Genomic DNA, 22686 nt, shown 5'->3' on the forward strand with positions numbered 1-22686 from the left:
GGACGTGCAGCAGCGTCATCCGTCGCGATCTGGGGAGGGCGAGTGCGCGGGCGCGAGCCCCGCGGGCGAGCCGTCAGCGCGTGGCGATCGACTGCGGCGCGGCGGCCGAGTCGGCGAGGGGGAGCGAGACGCGGAAGGTCGCGCCGCCGCCCGGTGTCTCGACGACGTCGACGAGTCCGTTGTGTGCGGCGACGATCGACGAGACGATCGCGAGGCCGAGCCCCGAGCCGCCGGTCTCCCGCGCGCGCGAGCTGTCGGCGCGCCAGAAGCGCTGGAAGATCTTCTCTCGGATCTGCGGGGGGATTCCCTCGCCGTGATCGACGACCTCGAGCGTCGCGCGCTCCGTGCCGTGGTCGACCGTGATGCGGATCTCGATGGGTGCGTCGTCGGGGGTGAACCGCATCGCGTTGCCCATGAGGTTCGTGATGACCTGGCGGATCTTGTTCTCTTCGGCCAGCACGAGGGCCTCGTGCAGAGGAGCGACGATCTCGCCCGTGTGCACGGGTGTTCCCGTCGCGGGCGTCACCGGCTCGTTCTCGCGTCGGGGACGACGGCCGCGCAGTCGAGCGATCGTCGCACCGGCGAACGAGATGGGTCCCGTCGTGTTCGCCGCTCCGTTCTTGGGGGAGGGGGCGGATGTCTCGGGCGTCGGTTCGACCTCGGGCACGACCGCATCGACGGCGGCCGTCACGACGGGCACGCCGATGGGAGGAGGCGTGACGACCGTGATCGTGCGACCCGGCGAGATGGCCGTCGCATCGAGGGCGGCGTCGCGCGCGAGCGGCACGAGGTCGACGGGTGCGAGTTGCAGAGGCTTCGTCTCATCGAGTCGAGCGAGCTCGAGGAGGTCTTCGACGAGTCCGCCCATGCGGATCGCCTCCTTCTCGATGCGCTCCATGGCCTGGGCGACTTCTTCGGGGGACTGGAGTGCGCCCATGCGGTAGAGCTCGGCGTAGCCGCGCACCGAGACGAGGGGCGTGCGCAGTTCGTGGGACGCGTCGCCCACGAAGCGGCGCATCTGCTCGATCGTGCGTGCGCGGTCGCGGAACGCCCGGTCGATGCGGTTGAGCATCGTGTTGAGCGAGCGGTTGAGGCGACCGACCTCGGTATTCGGCGTCGCGCCGCCGAGTCGCTGGCTGAAGTCGCCGTCGGCGATCGCGGCCGCTGTCGCCTCGACCTCGCGCAGCGGGGTGAATGTCGAGGTGACGAGCATGCGCGTGATGAGGGCGCCGACGATGATGACGCCGACGCCGAAGCCGAAGAAGATCGACAGATACGCCGCGAGCAGACGATGCGTGTCGGACATCGGCACGGCGACGATCGCCGTCGCGAACTGCCCCACGCTGTCGCTCACGACGATCTCGACCGCGCGGAACATGGCCTCGCCGGTGTTGTCGGCGAGGTCGAACGGCGTGAGGTTCGAGACCTTGTCGAACGTGAGCGTCTTCGGGATGAGCGGCCACTCGGTCTCGTGGTGCTTCGCCCAGTTGTGCCCGACGAACTCGCCCGAGGGGCTGTAGAGCGCGACGTAGACCTCTTCGCTCGCGTTGCGGCGGATCTCGAGGTTGCCGTCGAGCTGGGTCGTCAGGTACTGCGCGAGGTCGCCCTGCGCCACCGACTTCAACCGGTCATCGGTCTGCCCGTACATGTACGAGCGCAGCATCGTCGTCGTGCCGAAGCCGGAGACGAGCAGGCCGAGGGTCAGCATCAGCACCGTCACACCGGTGATCTTGGTGCGCAGTGAGACGCTGTTCCAGCGGTCGGAGAACGTGTGGTGCATGGCGCGTCGAGTCTAGGCCTCGGGCCTGGACGAGCGCCGTGCCCCGCTCAGACCTTTGCTCCGGTCTTCAGCATGTAGCCGAAGCCGCGCTTCGTCTGGATGAGCGGTTCGCTCGAGTGCTGGTCGAGCTTGCGGCGGAGGTACGAGATGTAGCTCTCGACGATGCCGGCGTCGCCGTTGAAGTCGTACTCCCACACGTGATCGAGGATCTGAGCCTTCGACAGCACGCGGTTGGGGTTCAGCATGAGGTAGCGCAGCAGCTTGAACTCGGTGGGGGAGAGCTCGATGGGGATGTCTCCGACGAGGACTTCGTGGGTGTCCTGGTCCATCGTGAGTTCGCCCGCGCGGATGACGGCCTCTTCGTCGGCGTGCATCGTGCGGCGGAGGATCGCCTTGATGCGCGCGACGATCTCGTCGAGGCTGAAGGGCTTCGTCACGTAGTCGTCGCCGCCGACCGTGAGGCCGGTGATCTTGTCCTCCGTGTCGTCCTTCGCGGTGAGGAAGAGGATCGGCGCCGTGTAGCCCGCCGAGCGGAGGCGCTTGGTCACGCCGAAGCCGTTCATGTCGGGGAGCATGACGTCGAGGATGATGAGGTCGGGCTCTTCTTCGAGCACGGCGGAGATCGCCTGTGCGCCGTTGCCGACGGCTCGCACCGCGAAGCCCGCGAAGCGCAGGCTCGTCGTGAGAAGGTCACGGATGTTGGGCTCGTCGTCGACGATCAGAATGCGGGGTCCATCGCTCATGACTCCATTATCTGCGCGTTGCCTGGAGCTTTCCTGGGAGTCGAGTGGATGCCTGTGGGGCACGCGCTGAGGAAGTTGAGGCGTCGTCGGAAGGGCGTGGCAGACTCGCCTCATGGCTGCACACGAGCGCATCATCGTCATCGGCGGCGGACTCGCGGCGGCGCGTGCCGTCGAAGGAATCCGCGCCGCTCACTGGACCGGTCCGGTTACCGTCGTCACCGACGAAGACCGACCTCCGTACGAGCGTCCCCCGCTCTCGAAGGGCTACCTCCTCGGTTCGGAGGAGGCGGCGGCCACCATCGTGCACGACGCCGACTGGTACGCCCAGAACGACGTCGACCTGCGCGTGGGTGAGACGGTCACCGCCCTCCATCCCGCCGACCATGAGGTCGCCATCGGCGACGAGAGGCTCGCTTACTCGAAGCTCCTGCTGACGACGGGCGCCGAACCGAGGCGATTCGACGGCCCCGGCGCCGGCCTGACCGGTGTCTATCACCTCCGCACCCTCCACGACTCGACCGTGCTGCGCACCGCGCTCAAGGACGGCGGCCGACGGGTCGTCGTCATCGGTGCGGGCTGGATCGGACTCGAGACCGCCGCCGCTGCTCGCGAGTACGGCAACGAAGTCACCGTCATCGGCCGCGGAGAAGTCCCTCTCGCCTCCGTGCTCGGCACCGAGCTCGGTGGGATGTTCGCCGACCTCCACCGCGAGCACGGCGTCGACGTGCGGATGGGCAGCGCTGTGAGTGCGCTGAAGGGCACACGTCACGTCGAGGCCGTCGTGCTCGGGTCGGGCGACGAGATCGCCGCCGACATCGTGATCGTCGGGCTCGGGGCCGTACCGCGCACCGAACTCGCCGCAGCCGCGAGCCTGCACGTCGACAACGGCATCGTGACCGACTCGTCCTTCCGCACGAGCGATCGCGACATCTACGCCGCCGGAGACGTCGCGAACGTCTACCACCCGTTGCTCGGACACCACCTCAGGGTCGAGCACTGGGAGACGGCTCGTGCGGCCGGCTTCGCGGCCGGGCGCTCGCTCGCCGGCGAGGCCGTCGAGTACGACGAGATCCCCTACTTCTTCACGGATCAGTACGACCTCGGCATGGAGTACGCCGGTTTCGGAGAGCGCACGGCGGGCGCGACGCTCGTCTACCGCGGAGACCGTGCCGCACGCGAGTTCGTCGTGTTCTGGTTGCGTGACTCACGCGTGGTCGCGGGTATGAACGTCAACGTGTGGGACGTCAACGAGCAGATCCGCGCGCTCATCCGCAGCGGTGACCGGGTCGACCCCATACTGCTCGCCGACGCCGACATCCCGCTCGACGCGGTCGTCGCGTGAGCGCCCCCGACCAGCGCCGCCGCATCGGCCCGCGCGAGTTCGACTTCGCGCGAGAGGTCGCCGTCATGGCGATCGTCAACCGCACACCCGACTCGTTCTACGACAAGGGTGCGACGTTCGCGCTCGACGCCGCCGTCGAGGCCGCCCACCGGGCGATCGCCGAGGGCGCCGACTGGATCGACATCGGCGGCGTGAAGTTCGCGCCCGGTCCGGCGGTGCCCGTCGAGGAGGAGATCGCCCGGGTCGTGCCCGTCGTCGAAGGGCTCCGCGGCTCCGGTGCGGTGATCTCGGTCGACACCTTCCACCCCGCGGTGGCCCGCGCTGTCATCGACGCGGGAGCGCACGTCATCAACGACACGACGGGCATCCACGACCCCGCGATGGCGGAGGTCGTCGCCGACAGCGACGCGACGATCGTCGTGACCCACAGCGCCGCGGAGCCCCGCACGTCGTACCCCGCGCCGCGCTACGACGACGTCGTCGGCGAGGTGATCGGGTTCCTCGAGCAGCGCGTCGCGCGTGCCCTCGAGCACGGCGTGCTCGCCGAGCGCATCGTCGTCGACCCCGGCCACGACCTCAACAAGAACACGCTGCACTCGCTCGAGATCACGCGCCGCCTCGGCGAGATCACGAGCCTCGGCTATCCGACGCTCGTCGCGCTGTCGAACAAGGACTTCATCGGGGAGTCCCTCGGGCGCGAGCGCGGAGATCGCGTGGCCGGATCGATCGCCTCGGCCGTCTACTGCGTGCTCGCCGGCGCTCGCATCGTGCGTGTGCACAACGTGCGAGAGACGGTCGACGCCGTACGCATGGTCGGAGCGATCGAGGGCTGGCGCGAGCCGCTCTACCTCAAGCACAACATCAGCGCCGACGGCAACGAGCCCTGGGAGGCGCGACGTGCCTGAGCGCGACTGGTTCGAGGCGTACGCGCTGCCCGACCGCGAGACACCGCGCGTTCGCGCGAACTTCGTCACGAGCATCGACGGCGCGGGCACGCTCGGCGGCCGCAGCGGCGCCCTCGGCAACGAGACCGACCAGCGCATCATGCACGTGCTGCGGAGCCTCGCCGACGTCATCGTCGTCGGCGCGGGCACGATCCGGGCCGAGGGGTACGGGGGAGCCGCGCTCGACGAGACGGATGTCGCATGGAGACGCGACCACGGCCTGCCGGATCAACCTCCGTTCGCGATCGTGTCATCGCGCCTCGACGTCGACCCGCGGCATCCGTTCTTCGCCGAGGCCGTCACGCGGCCCCTCGTCGTGACCCATGGCGCGTCGCCGGTCGCGAGGCGCGAGGCGCTCGCCGAGGTCGCCGATGTGCTCGTGTGCGGCGACGACGAGGTCGACGCCTCAGCCGTGGTCGCCGCGTTCGCCGATCGCGGGCAGCCGCAGATCCTCACCGAGGGCGGTCCGAGCCTCGTGGGCGATTTCGCCGCCGCCGGTCACCTCGACGAGTTCTGCGTGACCCTCAGTCCGAGCGTCGTCGGCGGTGACGCGACGCGCATCGTGCGCGGGGCACCCGAGGCCGATCGCCGCATGCGACTCGTGCACGCGATCCCCGACGGCGACTACGTCTTCCTGCGCTACGCCCGCTAGAGGCATCCGTAGGCCGGCCCCCGGGCCGTCGAGAATCGCCGTTTGCGTCGAGAGTCGCCGGTAGACCGGTCTCTCTCGACGCAAACGGCGATTCTCGACGAGGCCGTAGGCGCGCGCCGCGCTCAGGCCGCGAGCGCGTGCGCGTCGAGGATCGTGTAGCTGTAGCCCTGCTCGGCGAGGAACCGCTGACGATTCTGCGCGAAGTCCTGGTCGACGGTGTCGCGCGAGACGAGCGTGTAGAAGTTCGCCGAGAGTCCCGACTCCTTCGGGCGCAGCAGCCGGCCGAGGCGCTGAGCCTCTTCCTGTCGTGAGCCGTACGAGCCCGACACCTGGATCGCGACGGTCGCCTCGGGCAGGTCGACCGAGAAGTTCGCGACCTTCGAGACGACGAGCACGGGCGTGCGGCCGTCGCGGAACTCCTGGAAGAGCCGCTCGCGCTCGTCGACCGGCGTCGCACCCGTGAGCTTCGGTGCGCCGAGCGCGTCGGAGAGCTCGTCGATCTGGTCGAGGTACTGACCGATGACGAGGATGCGCTCACCCGCGTGACGCGCGACGAGCTGCCGCACGACGTCGAGCTTCGCGGGCGCCGTCGCCGCGAGACGGTAGCGCTCGTCGTCGGCCGCGGCCGCGTACGAGAGCCGGTCGCTCTGCGGCAGGTCGATGCGCACTTCGTAGCACGCGGCGGGGGAGATGTAGCCCTGGGCCTCGATCTCCTTCCACGGGGCATCGAAGCGCTTGGGGCCGATGAGCGAGAAGACGTCGCCCTCGCGGCCGTCCTCCCGCACGAGCGTCGCGGTCAGGCCGAGGCGGCGTCGCGCCTGCAGCTCGGCTGTGAGCTTGAAGACGGGGGCAGGCAGCAGGTGCACCTCGTCATAGACCACGAGGCCCCAGTCGAGCGCGTCGAGGAGAGCGAGGTGGGCGTACTCGCCCTTCCGCTTCGCCGTGAGGATCTGGTAGGTCGCGATCGTGACGGGCTTGATCTCCTTGACCTGGCCCGAGTACTCGCCGATCTCGTCGGCGGTGAGCGTCGTGCGCTTGAGGAGCTCGTCGCGCCACTGCCGCGCCGAGACGGTGTTCGTCACGAGGATGAGCGTGTTGGTCTTCGCGGTCGCCATCGCCCCGGCGCCGACGAGCGTCTTGCCCGCGCCGCACGGCAGCACGACGACGCCCGAGCCGCCCTCGAAGAAGTTGTCGACGGCCTTCTGCTGGTAGTCACGCAGGTGCCAGCCCGACTCGTCGAGCGCGATGGGGTGCGGCGTGCCCGGCGTGTAGCCCGCAAGGTCTTCGGCCGGCCAGCCGAGGCGCACGAGCTCCTGCTTGAGTTGCCCGCGTGCCCACGGGGCGACGAAGAAGCTCGTGTCGTCGATGCGCTCGGCGATGAGCGGTGCGATGCGCTTGGCCCCGACGACCTCGGTGAGGACGGCCATGTCGTCGCTGCGGAGACGCAGCTCACCGTCATCCGTTCGATCGACGATCAGCCGGCCGTAGCGGGCGACGGTTTCGCGCATGTCGACCGAGACGGTCTGCGGCACGGGGAACTTCGAGTACCGGTCGAGCACGCCGAGCATGTCGTCGGCGTCGTGCCCCGCGGCGCGCGCGTTCCAGAGTCCGAGGCGCGTGATGCGGTACGTGTGCACATGTTCGGGAGCGCGTTCGAGCTCGGCGAAGACCGCCAGATCGTGGCGCGCATCCTCGGCGAGAGGGTGCGCCACTTCGAGGAGCACGGTGCGGTCGCTCTGCACGATGAGGGGGCCGTCAGACATAACGCGCCAGTCTACCGGTGTCTGCTGAGGGCGTCGCCGATGCCGACGGATGACGCGCGCGGGCGTCGCTCGGGATCAGTCGCCCGCGGGAGCGGGAGCGATGCCCGCGATCGCCGACAGCGGCAGGGTGCGCTCGATGTCGGCCTTCCGGTCGCGAGCGCGCATCCGGCCGTTGGCGACGCTCGTCGGCTCGAGCAGGTAGTCGGCGATCGCTCCGCCCGGCATGCGCACGCTCACGGTGAGCGCGAGCTTCGCGCGGGCTGCGGCTTCGAGCTGGCGGGCGAGCCAGGACTGCTCGGTGCCGTCGGCGTCGGCCGCTCGAACGCGGTCGACGAGTTCGGCGGTCGCATCGCGCGGGTCGCTGACCGGGGCGGATGTCGAGACATGGTGTCGCCGCAAGCGCACGATCTCGCCCTCGGCGTCTTCGGCGGCGACGGGGTAGCGTGCATCGCTCAGCGCCCAGAAGACGACCTCGGGGGCGAAGCGGCTGACGAGTTGGGTCGGAGAGATCTGACGCAGACCGACGGCCGAGAGCGACTGGTCGACCGCGATCGTGCCGATGAGCTCGATGTCGTCGGAGCGCACGGCGCTGCGGGCAGGGAAGTCGCTGGCGTCCGCTGCTCCCACGCGCACCCGACCGTAGCGGGATGCGGTCTCGGAGAGGAGGTACTCGAGCGGCTGCGGCATGCCCGTGAGCGAGAGCTCGGAGAGGAACGTGTGGAGCGACTCGGCGGTCTCGCCGCCGGTGAGCGCGCGATTGATCGACATCGACGAGATGCGGTAGGTCGCGGCGAGCTCGCGCCCCTCGACATCGGCCATCGTGCGGAGGCGGGCGTCGAGCGCGGGATCGAGGGGGCCGGGGGAGACGACGGTGAGGTCGTGCTGCAGGTACACCCGGTCGACGTGCTTCGGGACGAGTTCGCCGAAGGTCTCGGCGGCGTCGGCGATCTCGCCCGCGAGCACGCGGCGACCGATCTCGGACACGGCTCCGCCCGTCGCGAGACCGAGCGCCTCGGCCTCGCGGGAGACTTCGGTGATGCGCTTCTCGAGCCACTCGCCGCCGGCGGGGTAGAACCAGGCGATCTCCTCGCGGAGCGACGGGCCCCACGGGCGCTGGGCGCTGTCGGCGACGACCTCGAGCATCTCGGGCGGCAGGCTGCCGCGCCACGTCGTGACGAGGCGGGCCCAGCGTTCGGTCGTCGGCAGCAGGAGCCAGTTCTCGCCCTCGAGGCTCTCGGAGCGGTGTCCGTTCTCTCGCGCGACGAGTCCGTTTCGTGCAGCGAGATCGACGAGCGACGGCAGATCGTCGAGGTCGATGCCCGCCGCTGCCGCGAGGCGCTTCGAGTCGGGCAGCGAGAGTCCGCCGCGGCTCAGCTCTCGCGCCGGTTCGACCGCCATGGCACCGATCAGCTCGGCGAGCGACGAGACGGTGAGGAAGGCGCGCTCGGCCGTGATGCGGTCGATGAACGGCGTCGTCTCGCCCTCGTCGCGCACGAGCGCGGGCGGTGCGGGGGCGATCAGCTCGTCGGTCGTCGGCAGCCCCGTCGCCGGCCACGTGCGCAGGCGTTCGGTCACCGCGTCGATGGGATGCACGGCGCCGTCGGCGATCGTGAGGAGGAGTCGCGCTTCGAGAACCTCGAGACGTGTGCGGGCCTCGGCCTCGTCGACGCCCAGTCGTGCGGCGATCGCCGAGAGCGGTGCACCGGTGTTCGGATCGGCGAGCTCACCGGCGACGGCGAGGGCCGCGAGCCGCGGTCGGTTGAGGCGTGCGAGCGCTGCGTCGACGGAGTCGGGCTGCACGAGGGCCTCGGCGAGATCGAAGACGTCGCGGATGCCGTTCGGCTCGACACCGCGCACCGACACAGCCGCGATCACCTCGTCACGCGGAAGCGTGCGGAGCCGGGCGGCGAGTCTGAGCATGTCGGCGGTCAGACGCTCGGGCTGTTCAGGACTCGCCCTGCCGCGCCTGTCGGGCACGGCGGACGCCGTTGGTGATGAGGAGTGCGACGAGGAGCACGAAGCCGATCGGCAGACCGATGAGGGGAAGCATGATGACGGCCGGCCAGATTCCCTCGGTCATGCCGTCGCGCGTGAGCCCGGCGAGCTGGCCGATGAGCGACGCGATGATCGCGAGCACCGAGAGGCCGACGGTAGCGGCCACCATGTAGGCGAGGACTCGCTCGGCGCGATTGTCGAGGGGTGCGGATTTCGTCACTTCACCAGGATAGGCCGTAGAGACGGCCGGAGCACGGTCCCCCCGCACTAAGCTTGACCCGGACGGTGCCGCGATTCGGCGCGCCCAGCGAGCTCCTAGCGAGGTTTCCATGCCCACCGGCAAAGTCAAGTTCTTCGATGAAGACAAGGGATTCGGTTTCATCAGCACCGATGACGGTCAGGAAGTGTTCCTGCACGCCTCCGCCGTGCCCGCAGGTGCGGTCGTGCGCGCGGGTTCACGCCTCGAGTTCGGCATCGCCGACGGCAAGCGCGGCGCTCAGGCGCTCTCGGTTCGCGTGCTCGACACCCCGCCGAGCCTCGTGAAGCTCACGCGGAAGCCCGCCGACGACATGGCGATCATCGTCGAAGACCTCGTCAAGCTCCTCGACGGCATCGGATCCAACCTCCGTCGCGGCCGGTACCCCGAGTCGTCGCAGAGCCGCAAGATCGCGGCTCTCATGCGCAAGGTCGCCGACGAGTTCGATGCCTGACGACAGCGAAGTACAGCCCACGATCGACGGCGAGCAGATCGCTGCGGATGACGCCGTGAACGCGCTTGAGACCGACGACGTCTCCGTCGAGGGCGCGGGTGAGGCCGCGGCCGCTCCCGTCGTTCCCGATGAGGTGCTCATCGCTTCCGTCGATGTCGCTCGCCGAGCTCTGCTGGAGATCACGCCCGAGTCGACCATCGGCGCGCCGATCGGTCACATCGTCGAGGGCGAGCACCTCGTGTCGCTGCTCTTCGAGTCGCGCCTGCCCGGCTACCGCGGCTGGCGCTGGACGGTGACGCTCTCGCGCCTCGAAGGCGACGAGCAGCCCGCGATCCTCGAGACCGAGCTCATGCCGGGCGACGACGCCCTGCTCGCACCCGAGTGGGTGCCGTGGTCCGATCGTCTCGCCGACCTGCGTGCCTCGGAGGAGAGCGCGGCGGACGACGACGAGTCGGATGACGACGACGAATCGGACGACGACGACTCCGACGAGGATTCGGATGACGACGAGTCGGACGACGACTCGATCGATGCGCTCGACGACCTCGGCGACGACGATCTCGACGGAGTCGACCTCGGCGACGACGATCTCGACGGAGTCGACCTCGGCGAGGACGACGACTCTGACGATGACGAGTCTTACGACGAGGACGATGACGAGTCCGACGACGACGAGTCTGACGACGACGAGTCTGACGACGACGAATCGGACGACGACGAGTCCGACGATGAAGACGAAGACGACTCCGACGACGACTCAGCGTCGGCGGCGGACCTCGAGGGCGACGAGCCCTCCCGCTCCTAGCAGTACACCGAGCCCCGAAGCGGCGAGCCACCACGTGGCATCCGTCGCTTCGAGGGCCTCGGTCTGCGTCGCGAGCGCGACGAACGCAGCCAGCCACGCGCCCGTTCCGACGGCGACGGCCTTGCGGGCGTCGGCGCGGACGGGCGCCGGGTCAGGGCGCCGCTCGGAGTCGCGCAGCCAGAGTCGCATTCGACTCAGGCGCTCTGCCGTTCTACGACGTACTCGATCGACGCGATGAGCGCGCGTACGTCGTCGGGCTCGATCGCCGTGAACGTCGCGACGCGCAACTGGTTGCGGCCGAGCTTGCGGTAGGGCTCGGTGTCGACGATGCCGTTCTCGCGGAGCGTCTTCGCGACAGCCGCAGCATCCGTCGACTCGTCGAAGTCGATCGTGACGACGACCTGCGAGCGGTGGGCGGGATCGGCGACGAAGGGCGTCGCGTACGACGAGGCCTCGGCCCAGTCGTAGAGGAGGCCTGACGACTCGCGCGTGCGGGCGTCGGCCCACGCGAGCCCGCCGTGCGCGTTGATCCAGTCGAGCTGATTCTCGAGCAGCAGCAGCGTCGAGAGCGCGGGCGTGTTGAGCGTCTGGTCGAGGCGGGAGTTGTCGACCGCGTTCTTGAGACTGAGGAACTCGGGGATGTAGCGGTCGGAGGCGGCGATGCGCTCGACGCGCTCGATCGCCGCGGGGGAGAAGAGGGCGAACCACAGTCCGCCGTCGGAGGCGAAGTTCTTCTGCGGCGCGAAGTAGTAGACATCCGACTGGCTCGCGTCGACGGCGATGCCGCCCGCTGCGCTCGTCGCGTCGATGACCGTCAGCGCGCCGGGGTCGCCGGCGACGCGGATGACGGGAGCCGAGACACCCGTCGACGTCTCGTTGTGCGGCCAGGCGTAGACATCCACGCCCGCGACGGCCTCGGCGTCGACGCGCGAGCCGGGAGCGCCCTTCCGCACGTCGGGGGCCTCGAGCCACGGGGCGCCGGCGGCGGCGGCGAACTTCTGACCGAACTCGCCGAACGTGAGGTTCTGGCTGCGCCGTTCGATGAGGCCGAAGGATGCGGCATCCCAGAACGCCGTCGATCCGCCGTTGCCGAGCACGACCTCGTAGCCGTCGGGCAGCTCGAAGAGCGTCGAGAGGCCCTCGCGCACGCGGCGCACGAGCTGCTTGACGGGCGCCTGGCGGTGCGAGGTGCCGAGGATCTCGGCACCGGGGCCCGCGAGGTAGGCCAGCTGTTCGGCTCGCACCTTGGACGGGCCGCAGCCGAATCGTCCGTCGGCGGGCAGGAGGTCACTCGGAATCGTGAGCGTCGGCATGGGACGAGTCTATGGGCGTCGTGGCCTGTGTGTCGTCCGGTGCGGGTAGGCTGATCAACGGCCATGTTCTACCAGGGGAGGCGCGAATGACTGACCTCATCGACACGACCGAGATGTACCTGCGCACGATCCTCGATCTCGAAGAAGAGAACATCGTTCCCCTTCGCGCTCGAATCTCCGAGCGACTGGGCCACTCCGGTCCCACTGTCTCGCAGACGATCGCTCGTATGGAGCGCGATGGACTCGTCATCGTCTCGGGCGACCGCCACCTCGAGCTCACGCCCGACGGCCGCAGCAAGGCTGTGCACGTCATGCGCAAGCACCGTCTCGCCGAGCGCCTGCTCGCCGACGTCATCGGTCTCGAGTGGGAGTACGTGCACGACGAGGCATGCCGCTGGGAGCACGTCATGAGCGAGCAGGTCGAGCGTCGTCTCATCAAGCTGCTCGACTACCCGACCGAATCGCCCTACGGCAACCCCATCCCGGGTCTCGAAGAGCTCGGCGTCGAGGCCGCCGCTCCGTTCATGACGGGCGTCGAGAACGTCGTCGAGGTCGTTCGTGCATCGAACGAGCCCGTCGTCGGCATCGTGCGTCGCCTCGGCGAGCCCGTGCAGTTCGACCCCGAGCTGCTCATCCAGCTCAAGCAGGCCGGCGTCCTTCCCGGCGCGAAGGCCACCTTCACGGCGGCAGGCTCCTACGTTCTCGTCGAGGTCGACGGCAACGACGAGGGCCTCGAGCTGCCGAGCGAAGTCGCGATCCACCTCTTCATCGAGCGCTGATCCGCCGTCTCGCCAGGCGCTGAATCGCGCTGATCCGGTCTTTTCGACGACCCCCGAACAGGGCACAATCGTTACCGCGATGTGACAATCGGACGGATGTCGCGTACTCTCGGTCGAGTTCGCCGACAGAAGCCGGTCGGAGAACTGGGGTCGAGACGCCTCCCTTGCCCGTCTCTCGGCCCGAACCCGTACGCGCAAGCGCACCGGGACGGGGCAGCGGACGAGTCTGTGGAGGCGCAGGAGGTTAGCTGTGCCCCTCTTCGCTCGACACCAATCCCCCCGTAACACCCCGAAGACACCCGATCGAACCGAGATCGCCACGACCTCTCGTCGTGTCGAGCGGGCCGACCCGCGTGGCGTCGCAACGCGACGACTGCGCCGCGGAGGCCTCGCGAACGGCGTCGTGATGACGATCGCCCTCGGTCTCGTTGCCACCGTCGCTCTTCCCGCCTACGCCTTCGCGCCGGGCTCGGACGACCTGCAGTTCGAGGCGAGCGCCTCGTCGGCCCTCACCAAGGCCGAGGCGCAGTCGGTCGAGGTCGACAACTCCGTCACCGCCGCCGCGGTGAGCCGCGACTCCTACGCGGTGACCACGAAGGCCGAGATCGACGAGGCCGCCGCCGCTGAAGCCGCACGTGCCGCCGCCGCTGCGGCCGCCGTGTCGTACACGGCCTCGTACAACGGGCCGTCGGTGAGCGAGTTCCTCGCCAACCCGCCGTACCCGAGCTTCGACCTCGCCTCCGTCTACAACGTCGCGAGCCAGTACCAGGGCGTTCCCTACGTCTACGGCGGCGCGACCCCCGCGGGCTTCGACTGCTCGGGCTTCGTCATGTACGTCTTCGCCCAGTTCGGCATCTCGATGCCGCACTCGTCGTCGGGCCAGGGCGCCATGGGCACGCGCATCTCCGAGGCCGACGCTGTTCCCGGCGACCTCGTCATCATGCCGGGCCACGACGGCTTCTACGCCGGCAACGGCATGATCCTCCACGCTCCCTACGAGGGTGCTTCGGTTCGCGTCCAGCCCATCTGGACGAGCGACTACTACATCGTTCGAATCGGCATCTGATTCGTGCGCAGTGCGTGAACACTGCGTGACGAGACCACCGAACGGCGCGCCCCGAGCGAAGGGCGCGTCGTTTTGGGGTTAACCTGTAGCTCTGCAGCATCGAGATCGCCAAGGAGAGCCGATGGTCAGGGCAGGAAGCAGCACCCCCACCAGGGGTGCGCGCTGCCCGGTCGACCGGAGGAGCTGTTACCGGCGGCACAGTAGTCAGATCTGCCAAAGCCACGCGAGTGGCATGCAGGGCGTTGTCTTCGTGACAGCGCCCTTTTTGTTTGCCCGCAGATCATCTCGGTGCGTCATCCGTTGCGGCTGGAAGCCATCCAGCCCCGATCGAAAGGCACGCCATGCGCACCCTTGTGCTCAACGCGGGCTATGAGCCCCTCGCCGTCGTCTCGTTCAAGCGGGCTCTCATGCTCGTCATGAACAACAAGGCCACCGTCATCCGCTCGGACGTCGAAGATCCGGTCTGGAGTGCGAACGGAGCGTGGGAGCGGCCATCGGTCATCATCCTGGCGAGATACGTGCGGACGCCGTACGGGCGGGCCGTGCCGATCTCGCGGCGCGGGGTGCTGAGGCGTGACGACCATCGCTGCGCGTACTGCGGCAAGTCGGCGTCGACGATCGATCACGTCATGCCGCGCTCGCGGGGTGGCCGCGACACGTGGGAGAACCTCGTCGCATGCTGCCTACGCTGCAACAACGTGAAGAGCGATCGCACGCCCGCCGAGATGGGCTGGTCGCTGTCGTTCACCCCGCGCATGCCGCACGGGCGTTCGTGGACGGTGCGCGGCTTCGATCGGCCGCTCCCGCAATGGGACGAATACCTCGGCCTCGCTGCGTGATCGGATCGTGACATTCACGGCCCGGTGCTTTATCGTGGGTAAGGTTCGTCGGCGCTGCCGATGATCCCCGAAGCCGAAAACCCGACGACGTCGACGCCTGCGCGAGACGTTCCGGAAGGAAGTCACGTGCCGCCAGTCGACCTGAACGAAGAAGGCGAGCGCGCAGACGGCGCTTCGACCACTTCGGTCGGCGACACCTCGGCGTTCCCCACGCGGCGTTCGCTGCGTGAGGCCGCCCAGCGCGCCGCTGCTGCTTCCGCATCGTCGAGTGCGGCGGATGACGCGGTCGCGGTCATTCCGGCTGCGACGCCTGTCGCCGAGAAGCACGAGCCCGAGGCATCCGTCGCCGTTTCGGTCGCCGAGCCCGTACTCGATGTCGTTCCGGTGGCCGCCGCGCCTGCCGTGCCCGTCGCGCCGCGGCCGAGCCGCGGGCTGCGGCTTCCGCCGGCGCCCCCGCGCACGGGTTCCCGCCGCCGGGTCGCCGCGACGCTCCTCATCGTTCCCGCGCTCGTCGGCACCCTCGCTCTTCCCGCCTACGCCGCGGTGAAGGATGACGTCGACTTCGCGTCATCCGAGCAGTTCAGCCTGTCGGTCGCCGACGCCCAAGACATCGATGTGTCGGGCCTCGCGACCGAGGCGACCGTCTCTCGCGATACGTACACCGCGGTCTCGGCCGCCGAGATCGAAGAGGCGACCGCACTCGCCGAGCAGGCCGCGCGCGAGCAGGCTGCGCGTGAGGCCGCCGAGAGCGGTCAGTTCGCGCAGGTCGGCGTGCAGGCCGAGGGCGACGACTACCCCTGGTGGAACGAGACGCCCGATGACTTCGGCGGCGGACTCTCGCCGCTGCGCTACTACTACCGCGAGTGCGTCGACTTCGTCGCCTGGCGTCTGAACCGCGACGCCGGTGTGACGAGCGCGCCGTGGAAGTGGGATTGGTCGAACCTCGCCTCGGGCAGCGCGTACGCGTGGGCCGACGCCTGGTACTCGAAGGGCTGGCCCGTCTCGAGCGACCCCGTCGTCGGCGCCGTCGCGTGGTTCAACTACAACCACGTCGCCTACGTGCAGTCGATCCCCGGTGATGGCACCGTCGTGATCGAGGAGTACAACCAGAACTCCGACCACTCGTACCACCGCCGCACGATCCCCATCGGCGAAGCGATCTACCTCTACCCGCCGGCGTAGCTCGACGTTCGTTCGGCCTCGCTAAACTGGGTCGGTCAGCCTCTGTAGCTCAATGGAAGAGCACCTCCGTCCTAAGGAGTTGGTTGGGGGTTCGAGTCCCTCCAGGGGCACCAGGTCTCACTCTCGACTGATTCTCTGTCGTGGCTGCACGGCTCCGACTTCGCGCCTGGTTGATGCCGGCCACCACAAATATGACAAATATGATGTCAACGACATATTTGAGGAGGTCGCCTGTGGTCGACGCATCAACGCTCGTGCGCGCAGCGCGCAAGAGCCGAAGCCTCACGCAAGGGCAGCTCGCCGAGCTCGCTCAGAGTGATCAAGCCACGATCTCCCGATCCGAGAGCGGACGCGACGCCGAGTTCAGCACCGTCGATCGGTTGCTCGCCGGCGCAGGTCATCGCCTCTACTCGGCACCGACTCGCCGCGATGACGCCGCGACGGTCGGGGCTGAGATCAGACAGCGACTCCGTGACGGCGATAGGGATCGTGCGCTGCGGGCGCTCATCCAGCTGAACGACAACTTGCTTGCAGAGCGAGGTCTTGTGCGCGGTGTACTCGGCCTTGCCGAGCCCGAGACGACGAGAGACGCCGTGTGGGACGCAGCGCTCGCGGCCGTCGTCGCATGGCGACTTCGCGATGAGGAGCTTCCGTTGCCGGAGTGGGTGAATGCCCCGAACAGGTTCCTCCGCGGGCGCCGAGGTCTCGCGATCGATGCTGCCGATCCCCTCCCGCCGGACGCCGAGATCCCCGAGGAGTTCGCCAAGCGCGGCGTACTCGTCTGGCGCGATACCTTCGCTAGCGTCTAACTGTGGCGACCGCTCGAACGTCGACGCTGGGCCTGAGAGGCCGATCGCCCGCCCCTCTATGACGTCGCGCGCCGTCTGTGTCGCCGCGTGACATCCAGACGCGGCGCGATCTCCCGGCGGCGAGAAGCTGGAGGAGAACTCGCGACGAAAGGTCCTGCCATGTCTGACACGCTTCCGCTGAGCCTCGACGAGCTGCTCACGACGACGCGCGCGGTGCGGAAGCGCCTCGACCTCGAGCGACCCGTGCCGATCGAGGTCATCCGCGATGCCCTCGAGATCGCCCTCCAGGCGCCCTCCGGAGGTAACCGGCAGAAGTGGCACTGGATCATCGTCACCGATCCGGAGCAGCGCCGCATCGTCGCGAAGTACTACGCGGCCGCCTACGCCGAGTACGCCAAGAACCAACCCGAGAACGTGACGGCCGAGCGCGAGCGCATCCTCTCGAGTTCCACGCATCTCGCGAACGTGATCGATCAGGTGCCGGTGCTGATCATCGGCGCCATCGACACCGGCACCGCCGAACTCCCCGCAGCCAACCAGGCGGGCACGTGGGGTTCCGTTCTTCCCGCTGCGTGGAACCTCGCGCTCGCCCTCCGCGCGCGCGGACTCGGCTCGACCTGGACGACCCTGCACCTCGCGCACGAGCGTGAGGTCGCTGAGGCGCTCGGCTTGCCCGACACGGTGCACCAGGGAGTGCTGCTTCCCGTGGCGTACACGAAGGGCGTCGACTTCAAGCCGGGGCCGCGGGTCTCGCTCGACGACGTCGTGCACCTCGATCGCTGGTAGCGACCGATCACCGCAGCGCCCGAAGGAACTCGCGGATGTCGCTGACGAGCGTCTCGGGCTCCTCGAGCGCCGCGAAGTGACCGCCGCGGTCCTCGACGTCGGTCCAGCGGACGATGGTGTGGTCGTCCTCGACGAAGCGGCGGATGCCGATGTCGTGCGCGAAGCAGTCGCTCTCGGCCGAGACGCGGGAGCGCATCTCGTCGGTCGAGCAGGCGATCGTGCCGCTCGGCGGCGCCGGCGACGTCGACCTCGAGACGGTGACGGTCATCGCCCGCGCCATCCGCGAATCGCGTTCGCTGCGCATCGACTACCGCCGTCACGACGGCACCGAGGTGCGCCGCACGATCGAACCCCACCGCATCGTGCACACCGGCACCCGTTGGTACGTCGTCGCGCGCGACCCCGATCGCGACGCGTGGCGCACGCTGCGACTCGATCGGATGACACCCCGCCTTCCTCTCGGAAAGCCGTTCGCTCCGCGGGAGATTCCCGACGAGGCTGTGCGCGAGTTCACGACGCACAGCATCACCGCGGCGCCGTATCGGTATCGATACCGCGTGCGCATGCACGCTCCCGCCGCCGAGGTCGCCGCCCACTTCGGGCCGTCGATCGCGGCCGTCACGGCCCTCGACGACGAGACGTGCGAGCTCACCGCGGGCACCGGATCGCCCGAGGAGTTCGCGCTCTACATCGGCACGACGGGAATCGACTTCGACGTGCTCTACGGCGACGACCTGCGCGTCACGCTGCGTGACTTGAGCGCGAGGTTCGCGAGTGCCGCGGAATCGTGAGGGCACTCCGCCGCGCGAACTCCCTCGCGCGACGGATGTGGACCGCGATGCCTGCGCGTAACGTGGATTGCATCGAGATCCACCGAGGGAACGGGAGACGACGATGGCCGTACGCACCTTTTCAGACTTCATGAAGTCCGGCACCGGCGGGGCCGAGTGGTACTTCATCGGCGCGACCTTCGCCTTCGCGAGTTCATCGCTCGGGCTCATCGGCACGGGCTGGCCGTGGACGATCATCTCGCTCGTGATCGGGTTCGCGCTCGTCGTCGCCGGCGGTGTGGTCTGGAGCAACGCGGCCAGGAAGTGGACGCCGCCCGAGGCTGAGCCCGACGCGACGCAGCCAGATGGCACCTCGCCGCACGCCTGATCGAGCGCCGAACGAGATCACTGGGAAGCCTCCGAGAGTTGTGCCCCCTTCGGGGGTCATCTGTGGTTCACTATGTGTCGACACACCGTCATGACGATTGGGGGAACCATGAAGATTTCACGCAGATTCGCCGCTGCATTCCTGGCTGTCGGACTCGTCGGGGGAGCGGGCATCGTCGCCGCAGCTCCGGCGCAGGCCGTCACCGAGACCCGTGAGAACTACACCGGCTACTCGACCCAGGCGCGTTGCAATTCCGAGAAGACGTGGACGATGAACCGTCTGCGCTCGACCGGAAAAGAGATCACCGCTCACACTCCGTGCCACTACAACGGCGCCCAGAAGTGGAAGTTCCAGGTCTGGTATATCTGACCCGCAATGCCCCGAAGTGCTCCGGTTCGTGACCTCGTCACGGCCGGAGCATTTCGCATTGCGGCGCGCTCGCTCAGCTTCCGTCGCGGAAGTCGCTGACGATCGCGTGGCTGTAGGCGACCTCAGAGAACTCGGCGACGCACGTCGGCCCGAGCGGGGCCTGTGACAGGAATCCGACCGTCACGGGCCCGCTCGCGTGCAGCCGGAAGTAGCGCACGAAGTCGTAGGTCACGCCGTCGGCGGACGAGTGGAACACCCAGGCGTCGCCTCGGCGCGTGATGCGCAGGTAGACGGCGTCGTCGTGCACGAGCGTCGAATTGCAGTCATCCGAATAGTCGTTCGTGACGACCGAGACGACCATGGCCTGGCCCTGCGGAGAGTTCTCGAAGCAGAGCTTCGCCCAGTGGTCGCGATCGCCCCAGATGGCGAGTGCTCCGGCGTCGAACGTCGTGCGCTCGCCGAGCACACGCACGCGCGCGGAGAGCGAGAAGTCGCCCACCGGTTCCAAGCCGAGCAGCGCGGCGGCGTGCTGCTGCGGCCCACCACCCGCATCGTTCGACCAGTCGGCCCCGGCCTCCGAGACCACGCGGAGCGCGCCGGGGCCGACGACGTCGGCGGTTCCGGGGTGCGTGGCCCACGAGAGAGCGGGGAGTCCGGGGAGTTCGATCGTCATGGGGGAGTCCTCTCGAGGGCGGCGGTGCGGCAGCAGTCAGAGTAGCCGCCGCGCCACGTCGGATCGGCCGAGTCGCCCGTGTTACCGGTTACGGATTCCGCGATCCGATCGTCGACTCTCGAGCTTGCACCGCGACGTCGAGGTAGTCGGCGGGGTCGGGCTTCGAGGTGCCGCGCATCGACGCGATGAGGGTGCGGGCGGCGAGCCGGCCTTCGCTCATGAGGTCGTGACGCACCGAGGAGAGGGGCGGATCGGTGTGCGGGCTGTTCGGGGAGTCGTCGACGCCGAGCACAGCGATGTCGTCGGGCACGCCGATCGAGCGTGCGCGAAGAGCGTGCAGCACACCGAACGCCATCTCGTCGTTCGCGGCGAAGACCGCGTCGTGCTCGGCCGGGTCGAGACCCATCATCGCGGCGAAGCCCGCTTCCGCAGTCCACTCGCCGGGAGCGCCCACCTGAACACGGAGGCCGTGGAGCCGCGCTCGGTCGACGAAGGCGCCGGTGCGGTGCCGGGCCGCGAGTGAATCAGCAGGGCCGGGGACGACGAGCACACGCCTCCGCCCGAGCTCGGCGACGTGGTCGGCCGCCGCGCGCCCGATGAGCTCCTCGGCGCCCGGCTCGTCGTGACTGCCGCGGTCGAGGTGTTCGTCGATGTAGAGCGGCGACCGCGTGGGCGACGCGGTGAGGGCATCGCGCACCGGTTGCGTCTGCACGAGGGCGAGGATGCCGGCGGTGACGCCGTCGAAACGGCGGAGCGCAGCGAGCGCGTCGCGTCGTCGATCCGGTCCGTCGGCCGTCGCGAGCTCGAACCGATAGCCGGCCTGCTGCAACTCGTCGAGTGCGCCCACGAAGTTGCCGTGCGCGCCGGTCTCGGAGATCTGCTCGATGATGATGCCGATGCGCTCGCTGCGAGCCGCAGAGAACGAGAGGGCCGCCGCCGTCTCGTTCCGCGTGAATCCGAGCTCGGCGATCGCGCGCCTCACGGCGTCGCGGGTCGCGGGGGCGACGTTCGGGTGGTCGTTGAGAACCCGCGACACCGTCGCGTGCGAGACGAAAGCGACGCGCGCGACGTCATAGATGGTCGGTGGAAGCGCGGCTGCATCGTCGCGAGAGGGAGTGTCCACCGCTGCGACCATACCCGACGTCTGTGTCGTATGGCGCTCGGCGCATACGCCTCGATTCGACGGGCCGTGGTGCCGTGACCCGATCCTGGGAGCCACGCCCAGTGCACCCGACTACGGTTGAGGGGCCGACCGAGAGGAACCCCGCATGTCGATTTCGAGTCCCTACGCTTCGAAGCCCTGGCTCTCGGCCTATGCGCCCGGTGTGCCCGCCGAGATCGACACGGTCAGCCAGACCCTGACCGACATGATCGATGCGAGCGTCGCGACGTACGGCCGATCTGTCGCCCTCGAGTTCTTCGGTGCCGAGACCTCGTACCGCACGCTCGGCGACCAGATCGCCCGTGCCGCCGAGGGACTCCGCCGCATGGGCGTGAAGAAGGGCGATCGCGTCGCGCTCGTGCTTCCGAACTGCCCGCAGCACGTCGCGGCGTTCTACGCGATCCTCCGACTCGGCGCGATCGTCGTCGAGCACAACCCGCTCTACACCGCCCGCGAGCTCCGTCACCAGTTCGAAGACCACCGCGCACGCTTCGCGATCGTGTGGGACAAGGTCTACGACACCGTCGCCGGCTTCCCCGCCGATCTCGAACTGCAGCGCATCGTGAGCGTCGACATCACCGAGGCTCTGCCGCTCGGCAAGCGCCTCGCCCTCAAGCTCCCCATCCCGAAGGCACGCCGCCTGCGCGCGCAGCTCACCGAGACGCCGCAGGCCCGGCGCCCCTACCCCTGGTCGAAGCTCGTCGGCCACTCGCGCATCTCGCGTCGCGCCCCGCGCCCCGGCCTCGACGACACCGCCCTGCTGCAGTACACGAGCGGCACGACCGGCTCGCCGAAGGGCGCGATCCTCACCCACCGCAACCTGCGCGCGAACGCCATGCAGGGCGAGGCGTGGGTGCCCGGACTGAAGGCGGGCGAAGAAACCTTCTACGGCGTCCTCCCGCTCTTCCACGCCTACGGGATGACGCTGTGCCTGACGTTCGCCGTGAGCATCGGGGCGCGCCTCGTGCTCTTCCCGAAGTTCGACGTCGGCCTCGTCACCGACGCCGCTCGACGCACGCCGCCGACGTTCCTGCCTGCCGTACCGCCGATCTACGACCAGCTCGCGCGCGCATCGGAGCGCGGCACGATCGACCTCTCGACGGTGCGCTTCGCGATCTCGGGCGCGATGAGCCTTCCCGTCGCGACCGTCGACCGTTGGGAGGAGGCGACCGGTGGCCTCCTCGTCGAGGGGTACGGCATGACCGAGACATCCCCCGTCGCCCTCGGCAACCCGATCGGGCCGAGCCGGCGCCCCGGCACGGTCGGTGTGCCGTTCCCGAGCACGGAGATCCGTGTCGTCGACCCGGCCGACCCGTCGGTCGAGCGCCCCGCCGGCGAGGCGGGCGAACTGCTCCTCCGCGGACCGCAGGTGTTCCAGGGCTACTGGGGTCGCCCCGGTGACACGGCCGCGACGCTCCTCGCGGGCGGATGGCTGCGCACCGGCGACATCGTGACGGTGTCGGACGACGGCTTCGTGAGCATCGTCGACCGTCTGAAGGAACTCATCATCACGGGCGGCTTCAACGTCTCGCCGACCGAGGTCGAAGAGACGCTGCAGTCCCACCCGGATGTCGCGGATGCGGCCGTCGTCGGACTCGTGCACGCCGGGGGAGGCGAGCAGGTGACCGCGGCCGTCGTGCCGCGCGAGGGCGCGACGTTCGATGCCGAGGCGCTGCGCGACTACTGCCGTCTGCACCTCGCCGCGTACAAGGTTCCCCGACGCATCATCGAGGTCGACGACCTGCCGCGGTCGCTCATCGGCAAGGTTCTTCGCCGCGAGGTGCGTGACCGCCTCGTCGAGAAGGGCTAGGCGCCG

The 22686-nt window shown here is 69.0% G+C and carries 25 protein-coding genes and 1 tRNA gene; 16 read left to right on the forward strand and 10 right to left on the reverse strand.

Annotated elements, in window-relative coordinates:
* Positions 1 to 73: 73 nt before the first annotated feature.
* Together BJ972_RS15860 and BJ972_RS15865 are read right to left on the reverse strand one after the other, a co-directional pair.
* Entirely contained in the window at positions 74 to 1780 is a 1707-nt protein-coding gene (locus tag BJ972_RS15860) for a sensor histidine kinase (protein WP_129175613.1), read from the reverse strand.
* Between the two features lie 47 nt (positions 1781 to 1827).
* Entirely contained in the window at positions 1828 to 2523 is a 696-nt protein-coding gene (locus BJ972_RS15865; protein WP_129175615.1) for a response regulator transcription factor, read from the reverse strand.
* A 112-nt stretch (positions 2524 to 2635) separates the two neighbouring features.
* Here BJ972_RS15865 and BJ972_RS15870 point away from each other — a divergent pair, with 112 nt between their 5' ends.
* The 3 genes from BJ972_RS15870 (at position 2636) to BJ972_RS15880 (ending at position 5461) form a co-directional block, all read left to right on the forward strand.
* Entirely contained in the window at positions 2636 to 3865 is a 1230-nt protein-coding gene (locus BJ972_RS15870) for an NAD(P)/FAD-dependent oxidoreductase (protein WP_129175617.1), read from the forward strand.
* Between the two features lie 65 nt (positions 3866 to 3930).
* Positions 3931 to 4770, forward strand: a complete 840-nt coding sequence (gene folP / locus BJ972_RS15875) for a dihydropteroate synthase (protein WP_129175842.1) — start codon at positions 3931 to 3933, stop codon at positions 4768 to 4770.
* The gene (locus BJ972_RS15880; protein ID WP_129175619.1) at positions 4763 to 5461 is read left to right on the forward strand and encodes a pyrimidine reductase family protein; all 699 of its coding nucleotides are present in this window, start codon (positions 4763 to 4765) and stop codon (positions 5459 to 5461) included. Before folP ends, BJ972_RS15880 begins: the two co-directional genes overlap by 8 nt.
* Before the next feature lie 122 nt (positions 5462 to 5583).
* Here BJ972_RS15880 and BJ972_RS15885 read toward each other — a convergent pair whose 3' ends face one another.
* The 3 genes from BJ972_RS15885 to BJ972_RS15895 form a co-directional block, all read right to left on the reverse strand.
* Positions 5584 to 7224: a DNA repair helicase XPB gene (locus BJ972_RS15885; RefSeq protein WP_129175621.1), complete on the reverse strand. Its 1641-nt coding sequence runs from the start codon at positions 7222 to 7224 to the stop codon at positions 5584 to 5586.
* 75 nt (positions 7225 to 7299) lie between these two features.
* Entirely contained in the window at positions 7300 to 9144 is a 1845-nt protein-coding gene (locus BJ972_RS15890; RefSeq protein WP_129175623.1) for a helicase-associated domain-containing protein, read from the reverse strand.
* 25 nt (positions 9145 to 9169) lie between these two features.
* A complete protein-coding gene (locus tag BJ972_RS15895; protein ID WP_241830834.1) occupies positions 9170 to 9439 on the reverse strand; it encodes a hypothetical protein in 270 nt (89 codons plus the stop codon).
* A gap of 109 nt (positions 9440 to 9548) precedes the next feature.
* Between BJ972_RS15895 and BJ972_RS15900 the strand changes: the two genes are divergently transcribed.
* Both BJ972_RS15900 and BJ972_RS15905 read left to right on the forward strand, forming a co-directional pair.
* Positions 9549 to 9929, forward strand: a complete 381-nt coding sequence (locus BJ972_RS15900) for a cold-shock protein (RefSeq protein WP_129175625.1) — start codon at positions 9549 to 9551, stop codon at positions 9927 to 9929.
* The gene (locus tag BJ972_RS15905; protein ID WP_129175627.1) at positions 9922 to 10734 is read left to right on the forward strand and encodes a DUF3027 domain-containing protein; all 813 of its coding nucleotides are present in this window, start codon (positions 9922 to 9924) and stop codon (positions 10732 to 10734) included. Before BJ972_RS15900 ends, BJ972_RS15905 begins: the two co-directional genes overlap by 8 nt.
* On the opposite strand, the gene BJ972_RS15910 is transcribed toward BJ972_RS15905, so the two are convergent.
* Positions 10687 to 10923 (reverse strand): DUF2530 domain-containing protein, encoded by a 237-nt coding sequence (locus tag BJ972_RS15910; RefSeq protein ID WP_129175629.1) that lies wholly within the window; start codon positions 10921 to 10923, stop codon positions 10687 to 10689. The genes BJ972_RS15905 and BJ972_RS15910 overlap by 48 nt on opposite strands.
* 5 nt (positions 10924 to 10928) lie before the next feature.
* The gene (gene serC / locus BJ972_RS15915; protein WP_129175631.1) at positions 10929 to 12047 is read right to left on the reverse strand and encodes a phosphoserine transaminase; all 1119 of its coding nucleotides are present in this window, start codon (positions 12045 to 12047) and stop codon (positions 10929 to 10931) included.
* An 86-nt stretch (positions 12048 to 12133) separates the two neighbouring features.
* Here serC and BJ972_RS15920 point away from each other — a divergent pair, with 86 nt between their 5' ends.
* From BJ972_RS15920 to BJ972_RS15950, 7 genes are all read left to right on the forward strand, one after another.
* Positions 12134 to 12826 (forward strand): iron-dependent transcriptional repressor DtxR, encoded by a 693-nt coding sequence (locus tag BJ972_RS15920; RefSeq protein ID WP_129175633.1) that lies wholly within the window; start codon positions 12134 to 12136, stop codon positions 12824 to 12826.
* A 406-nt stretch (positions 12827 to 13232) separates the two neighbouring features.
* Entirely contained in the window at positions 13233 to 13892 is a 660-nt protein-coding gene (locus BJ972_RS15925) for a C40 family peptidase (RefSeq protein WP_129175634.1), read from the forward strand.
* Between the two features lie 341 nt (positions 13893 to 14233).
* Positions 14234 to 14731 carry an HNH endonuclease gene (locus BJ972_RS15930; protein ID WP_129175636.1) on the forward strand — a complete coding sequence of 166 codons (498 nt, stop codon included), beginning with the start codon at positions 14234 to 14236 and terminating at the stop codon, positions 14729 to 14731.
* Between the two features lie 126 nt (positions 14732 to 14857).
* Positions 14858 to 15913 (forward strand): CHAP domain-containing protein, encoded by a 1056-nt coding sequence (locus tag BJ972_RS15935; RefSeq protein ID WP_129175638.1) that lies wholly within the window; start codon positions 14858 to 14860, stop codon positions 15911 to 15913.
* Between the two features lie 38 nt (positions 15914 to 15951).
* A tRNA-Arg gene (locus BJ972_RS15940) sits at positions 15952 to 16026 on the forward strand.
* A gap of 27 nt (positions 16027 to 16053) precedes the next feature.
* The gene (locus BJ972_RS15945) at positions 16054 to 16722 is read left to right on the forward strand and encodes a helix-turn-helix domain-containing protein (RefSeq protein WP_129175640.1); all 669 of its coding nucleotides are present in this window, start codon (positions 16054 to 16056) and stop codon (positions 16720 to 16722) included.
* A gap of 159 nt (positions 16723 to 16881) precedes the next feature.
* Complete coding sequence (locus BJ972_RS15950; protein ID WP_129175642.1) at positions 16882 to 17508, forward strand: nitroreductase family protein; 627 nt, start codon at positions 16882 to 16884, stop codon at positions 17506 to 17508.
* A 7-nt stretch (positions 17509 to 17515) separates the two neighbouring features.
* On the opposite strand, the gene BJ972_RS15955 is transcribed toward BJ972_RS15950, so the two are convergent.
* Entirely contained in the window at positions 17516 to 17704 is a 189-nt protein-coding gene (locus BJ972_RS15955) for a hypothetical protein (protein WP_206736522.1), read from the reverse strand.
* 22 nt (positions 17705 to 17726) lie between these two features.
* Between BJ972_RS15955 and BJ972_RS15960 the strand changes: the two genes are divergently transcribed.
* From BJ972_RS15960 to BJ972_RS15970, 3 genes are all read left to right on the forward strand, one after another.
* Positions 17727 to 18299: a WYL domain-containing protein gene (locus BJ972_RS15960; RefSeq protein ID WP_164989951.1), complete on the forward strand. Its 573-nt coding sequence runs from the start codon at positions 17727 to 17729 to the stop codon at positions 18297 to 18299.
* A gap of 130 nt (positions 18300 to 18429) precedes the next feature.
* A complete protein-coding gene (locus tag BJ972_RS15965; RefSeq protein WP_129175646.1) occupies positions 18430 to 18666 on the forward strand; it encodes a hypothetical protein in 237 nt (78 codons plus the stop codon).
* Positions 18667 to 18774: 108 nt separating this feature from the next.
* Complete coding sequence (locus BJ972_RS15970) at positions 18775 to 19035, forward strand: hypothetical protein (protein WP_129175647.1); 261 nt, start codon at positions 18775 to 18777, stop codon at positions 19033 to 19035.
* Between the two features lie 73 nt (positions 19036 to 19108).
* On the opposite strand, the gene BJ972_RS15975 is transcribed toward BJ972_RS15970, so the two are convergent.
* Both BJ972_RS15975 and BJ972_RS15980 read right to left on the reverse strand, forming a co-directional pair.
* Positions 19109 to 19708, reverse strand: coding sequence for a DUF1349 domain-containing protein (locus BJ972_RS15975; protein WP_129175649.1), 600 nt, complete (start codon positions 19706 to 19708; stop codon positions 19109 to 19111).
* 88 nt (positions 19709 to 19796) lie between these two features.
* Entirely contained in the window at positions 19797 to 20831 is a 1035-nt protein-coding gene (locus tag BJ972_RS15980; protein WP_164989952.1) for a LacI family DNA-binding transcriptional regulator, read from the reverse strand.
* Positions 20832 to 20976: 145 nt separating this feature from the next.
* Between BJ972_RS15980 and BJ972_RS15985 the strand changes: the two genes are divergently transcribed.
* Entirely contained in the window at positions 20977 to 22680 is a 1704-nt protein-coding gene (locus BJ972_RS15985) for a long-chain-fatty-acid--CoA ligase (RefSeq protein ID WP_129175653.1), read from the forward strand.
* Positions 22681 to 22686 lie beyond the last annotated feature (6 nt).

It is taken from the genome of Agromyces atrinae (genome assembly GCF_013407835.1).
Classification (GTDB): Bacteria; Actinomycetota; Actinomycetes; order Actinomycetales; family Microbacteriaceae; genus Agromyces; species Agromyces atrinae.

Coding starts and splice junctions, on each gene's coding strand:
- BJ972_RS15860 (WP_129175613.1), bottom strand. CDS start 1,780: ATGCACCACACGTTCTCCGACCGCTGGAACAGCGTCTCACTGCGCACC.
- BJ972_RS15865 (WP_129175615.1), bottom strand. CDS start 2,523: ATGAGCGATGGACCCCGCATTCTGATCGTCGACGACGAGCCCAACATC.
- BJ972_RS15870 (WP_129175617.1), top strand. CDS start 2,636: ATGGCTGCACACGAGCGCATCATCGTCATCGGCGGCGGACTCGCGGCG.
- folP (WP_129175842.1), top strand. CDS start 3,931: ATGGCGATCGTCAACCGCACACCCGACTCGTTCTACGACAAGGGTGCG.
- BJ972_RS15885 (WP_129175621.1), bottom strand. CDS start 7,224: ATGTCTGACGGCCCCCTCATCGTGCAGAGCGACCGCACCGTGCTCCTC.
- BJ972_RS15890 (WP_129175623.1), bottom strand. CDS start 9,144: ATGCTCAGACTCGCCGCCCGGCTCCGCACGCTTCCGCGTGACGAGGTG.
- BJ972_RS15900 (WP_129175625.1), top strand. CDS start 9,549: ATGCCCACCGGCAAAGTCAAGTTCTTCGATGAAGACAAGGGATTCGGT.
- BJ972_RS15905 (WP_129175627.1), top strand. CDS start 9,922: ATGCCTGACGACAGCGAAGTACAGCCCACGATCGACGGCGAGCAGATC.
- BJ972_RS15910 (WP_129175629.1), bottom strand. CDS start 10,923: ATGCGACTCTGGCTGCGCGACTCCGAGCGGCGCCCTGACCCGGCGCCC.
- serC (WP_129175631.1), bottom strand. CDS start 12,047: ATGCCGACGCTCACGATTCCGAGTGACCTCCTGCCCGCCGACGGACGA.
- BJ972_RS15920 (WP_129175633.1), top strand. CDS start 12,134: ATGACTGACCTCATCGACACGACCGAGATGTACCTGCGCACGATCCTC.
- BJ972_RS15925 (WP_129175634.1), top strand. CDS start 13,233: ATGACGATCGCCCTCGGTCTCGTTGCCACCGTCGCTCTTCCCGCCTAC.
- BJ972_RS15930 (WP_129175636.1), top strand. CDS start 14,234: ATGCGCACCCTTGTGCTCAACGCGGGCTATGAGCCCCTCGCCGTCGTC.
- BJ972_RS15950 (WP_129175642.1), top strand. CDS start 16,882: ATGTCTGACACGCTTCCGCTGAGCCTCGACGAGCTGCTCACGACGACG.
- BJ972_RS15955 (WP_206736522.1), bottom strand. CDS start 17,704: ATGCGCTCCCGCGTCTCGGCCGAGAGCGACTGCTTCGCGCACGACATC.
- BJ972_RS15965 (WP_129175646.1), top strand. CDS start 18,430: ATGAAGTCCGGCACCGGCGGGGCCGAGTGGTACTTCATCGGCGCGACC.
- BJ972_RS15970 (WP_129175647.1), top strand. CDS start 18,775: ATGAAGATTTCACGCAGATTCGCCGCTGCATTCCTGGCTGTCGGACTC.
- BJ972_RS15975 (WP_129175649.1), bottom strand. CDS start 19,708: ATGACGATCGAACTCCCCGGACTCCCCGCTCTCTCGTGGGCCACGCAC.
- BJ972_RS15985 (WP_129175653.1), top strand. CDS start 20,977: ATGTCGATTTCGAGTCCCTACGCTTCGAAGCCCTGGCTCTCGGCCTAT.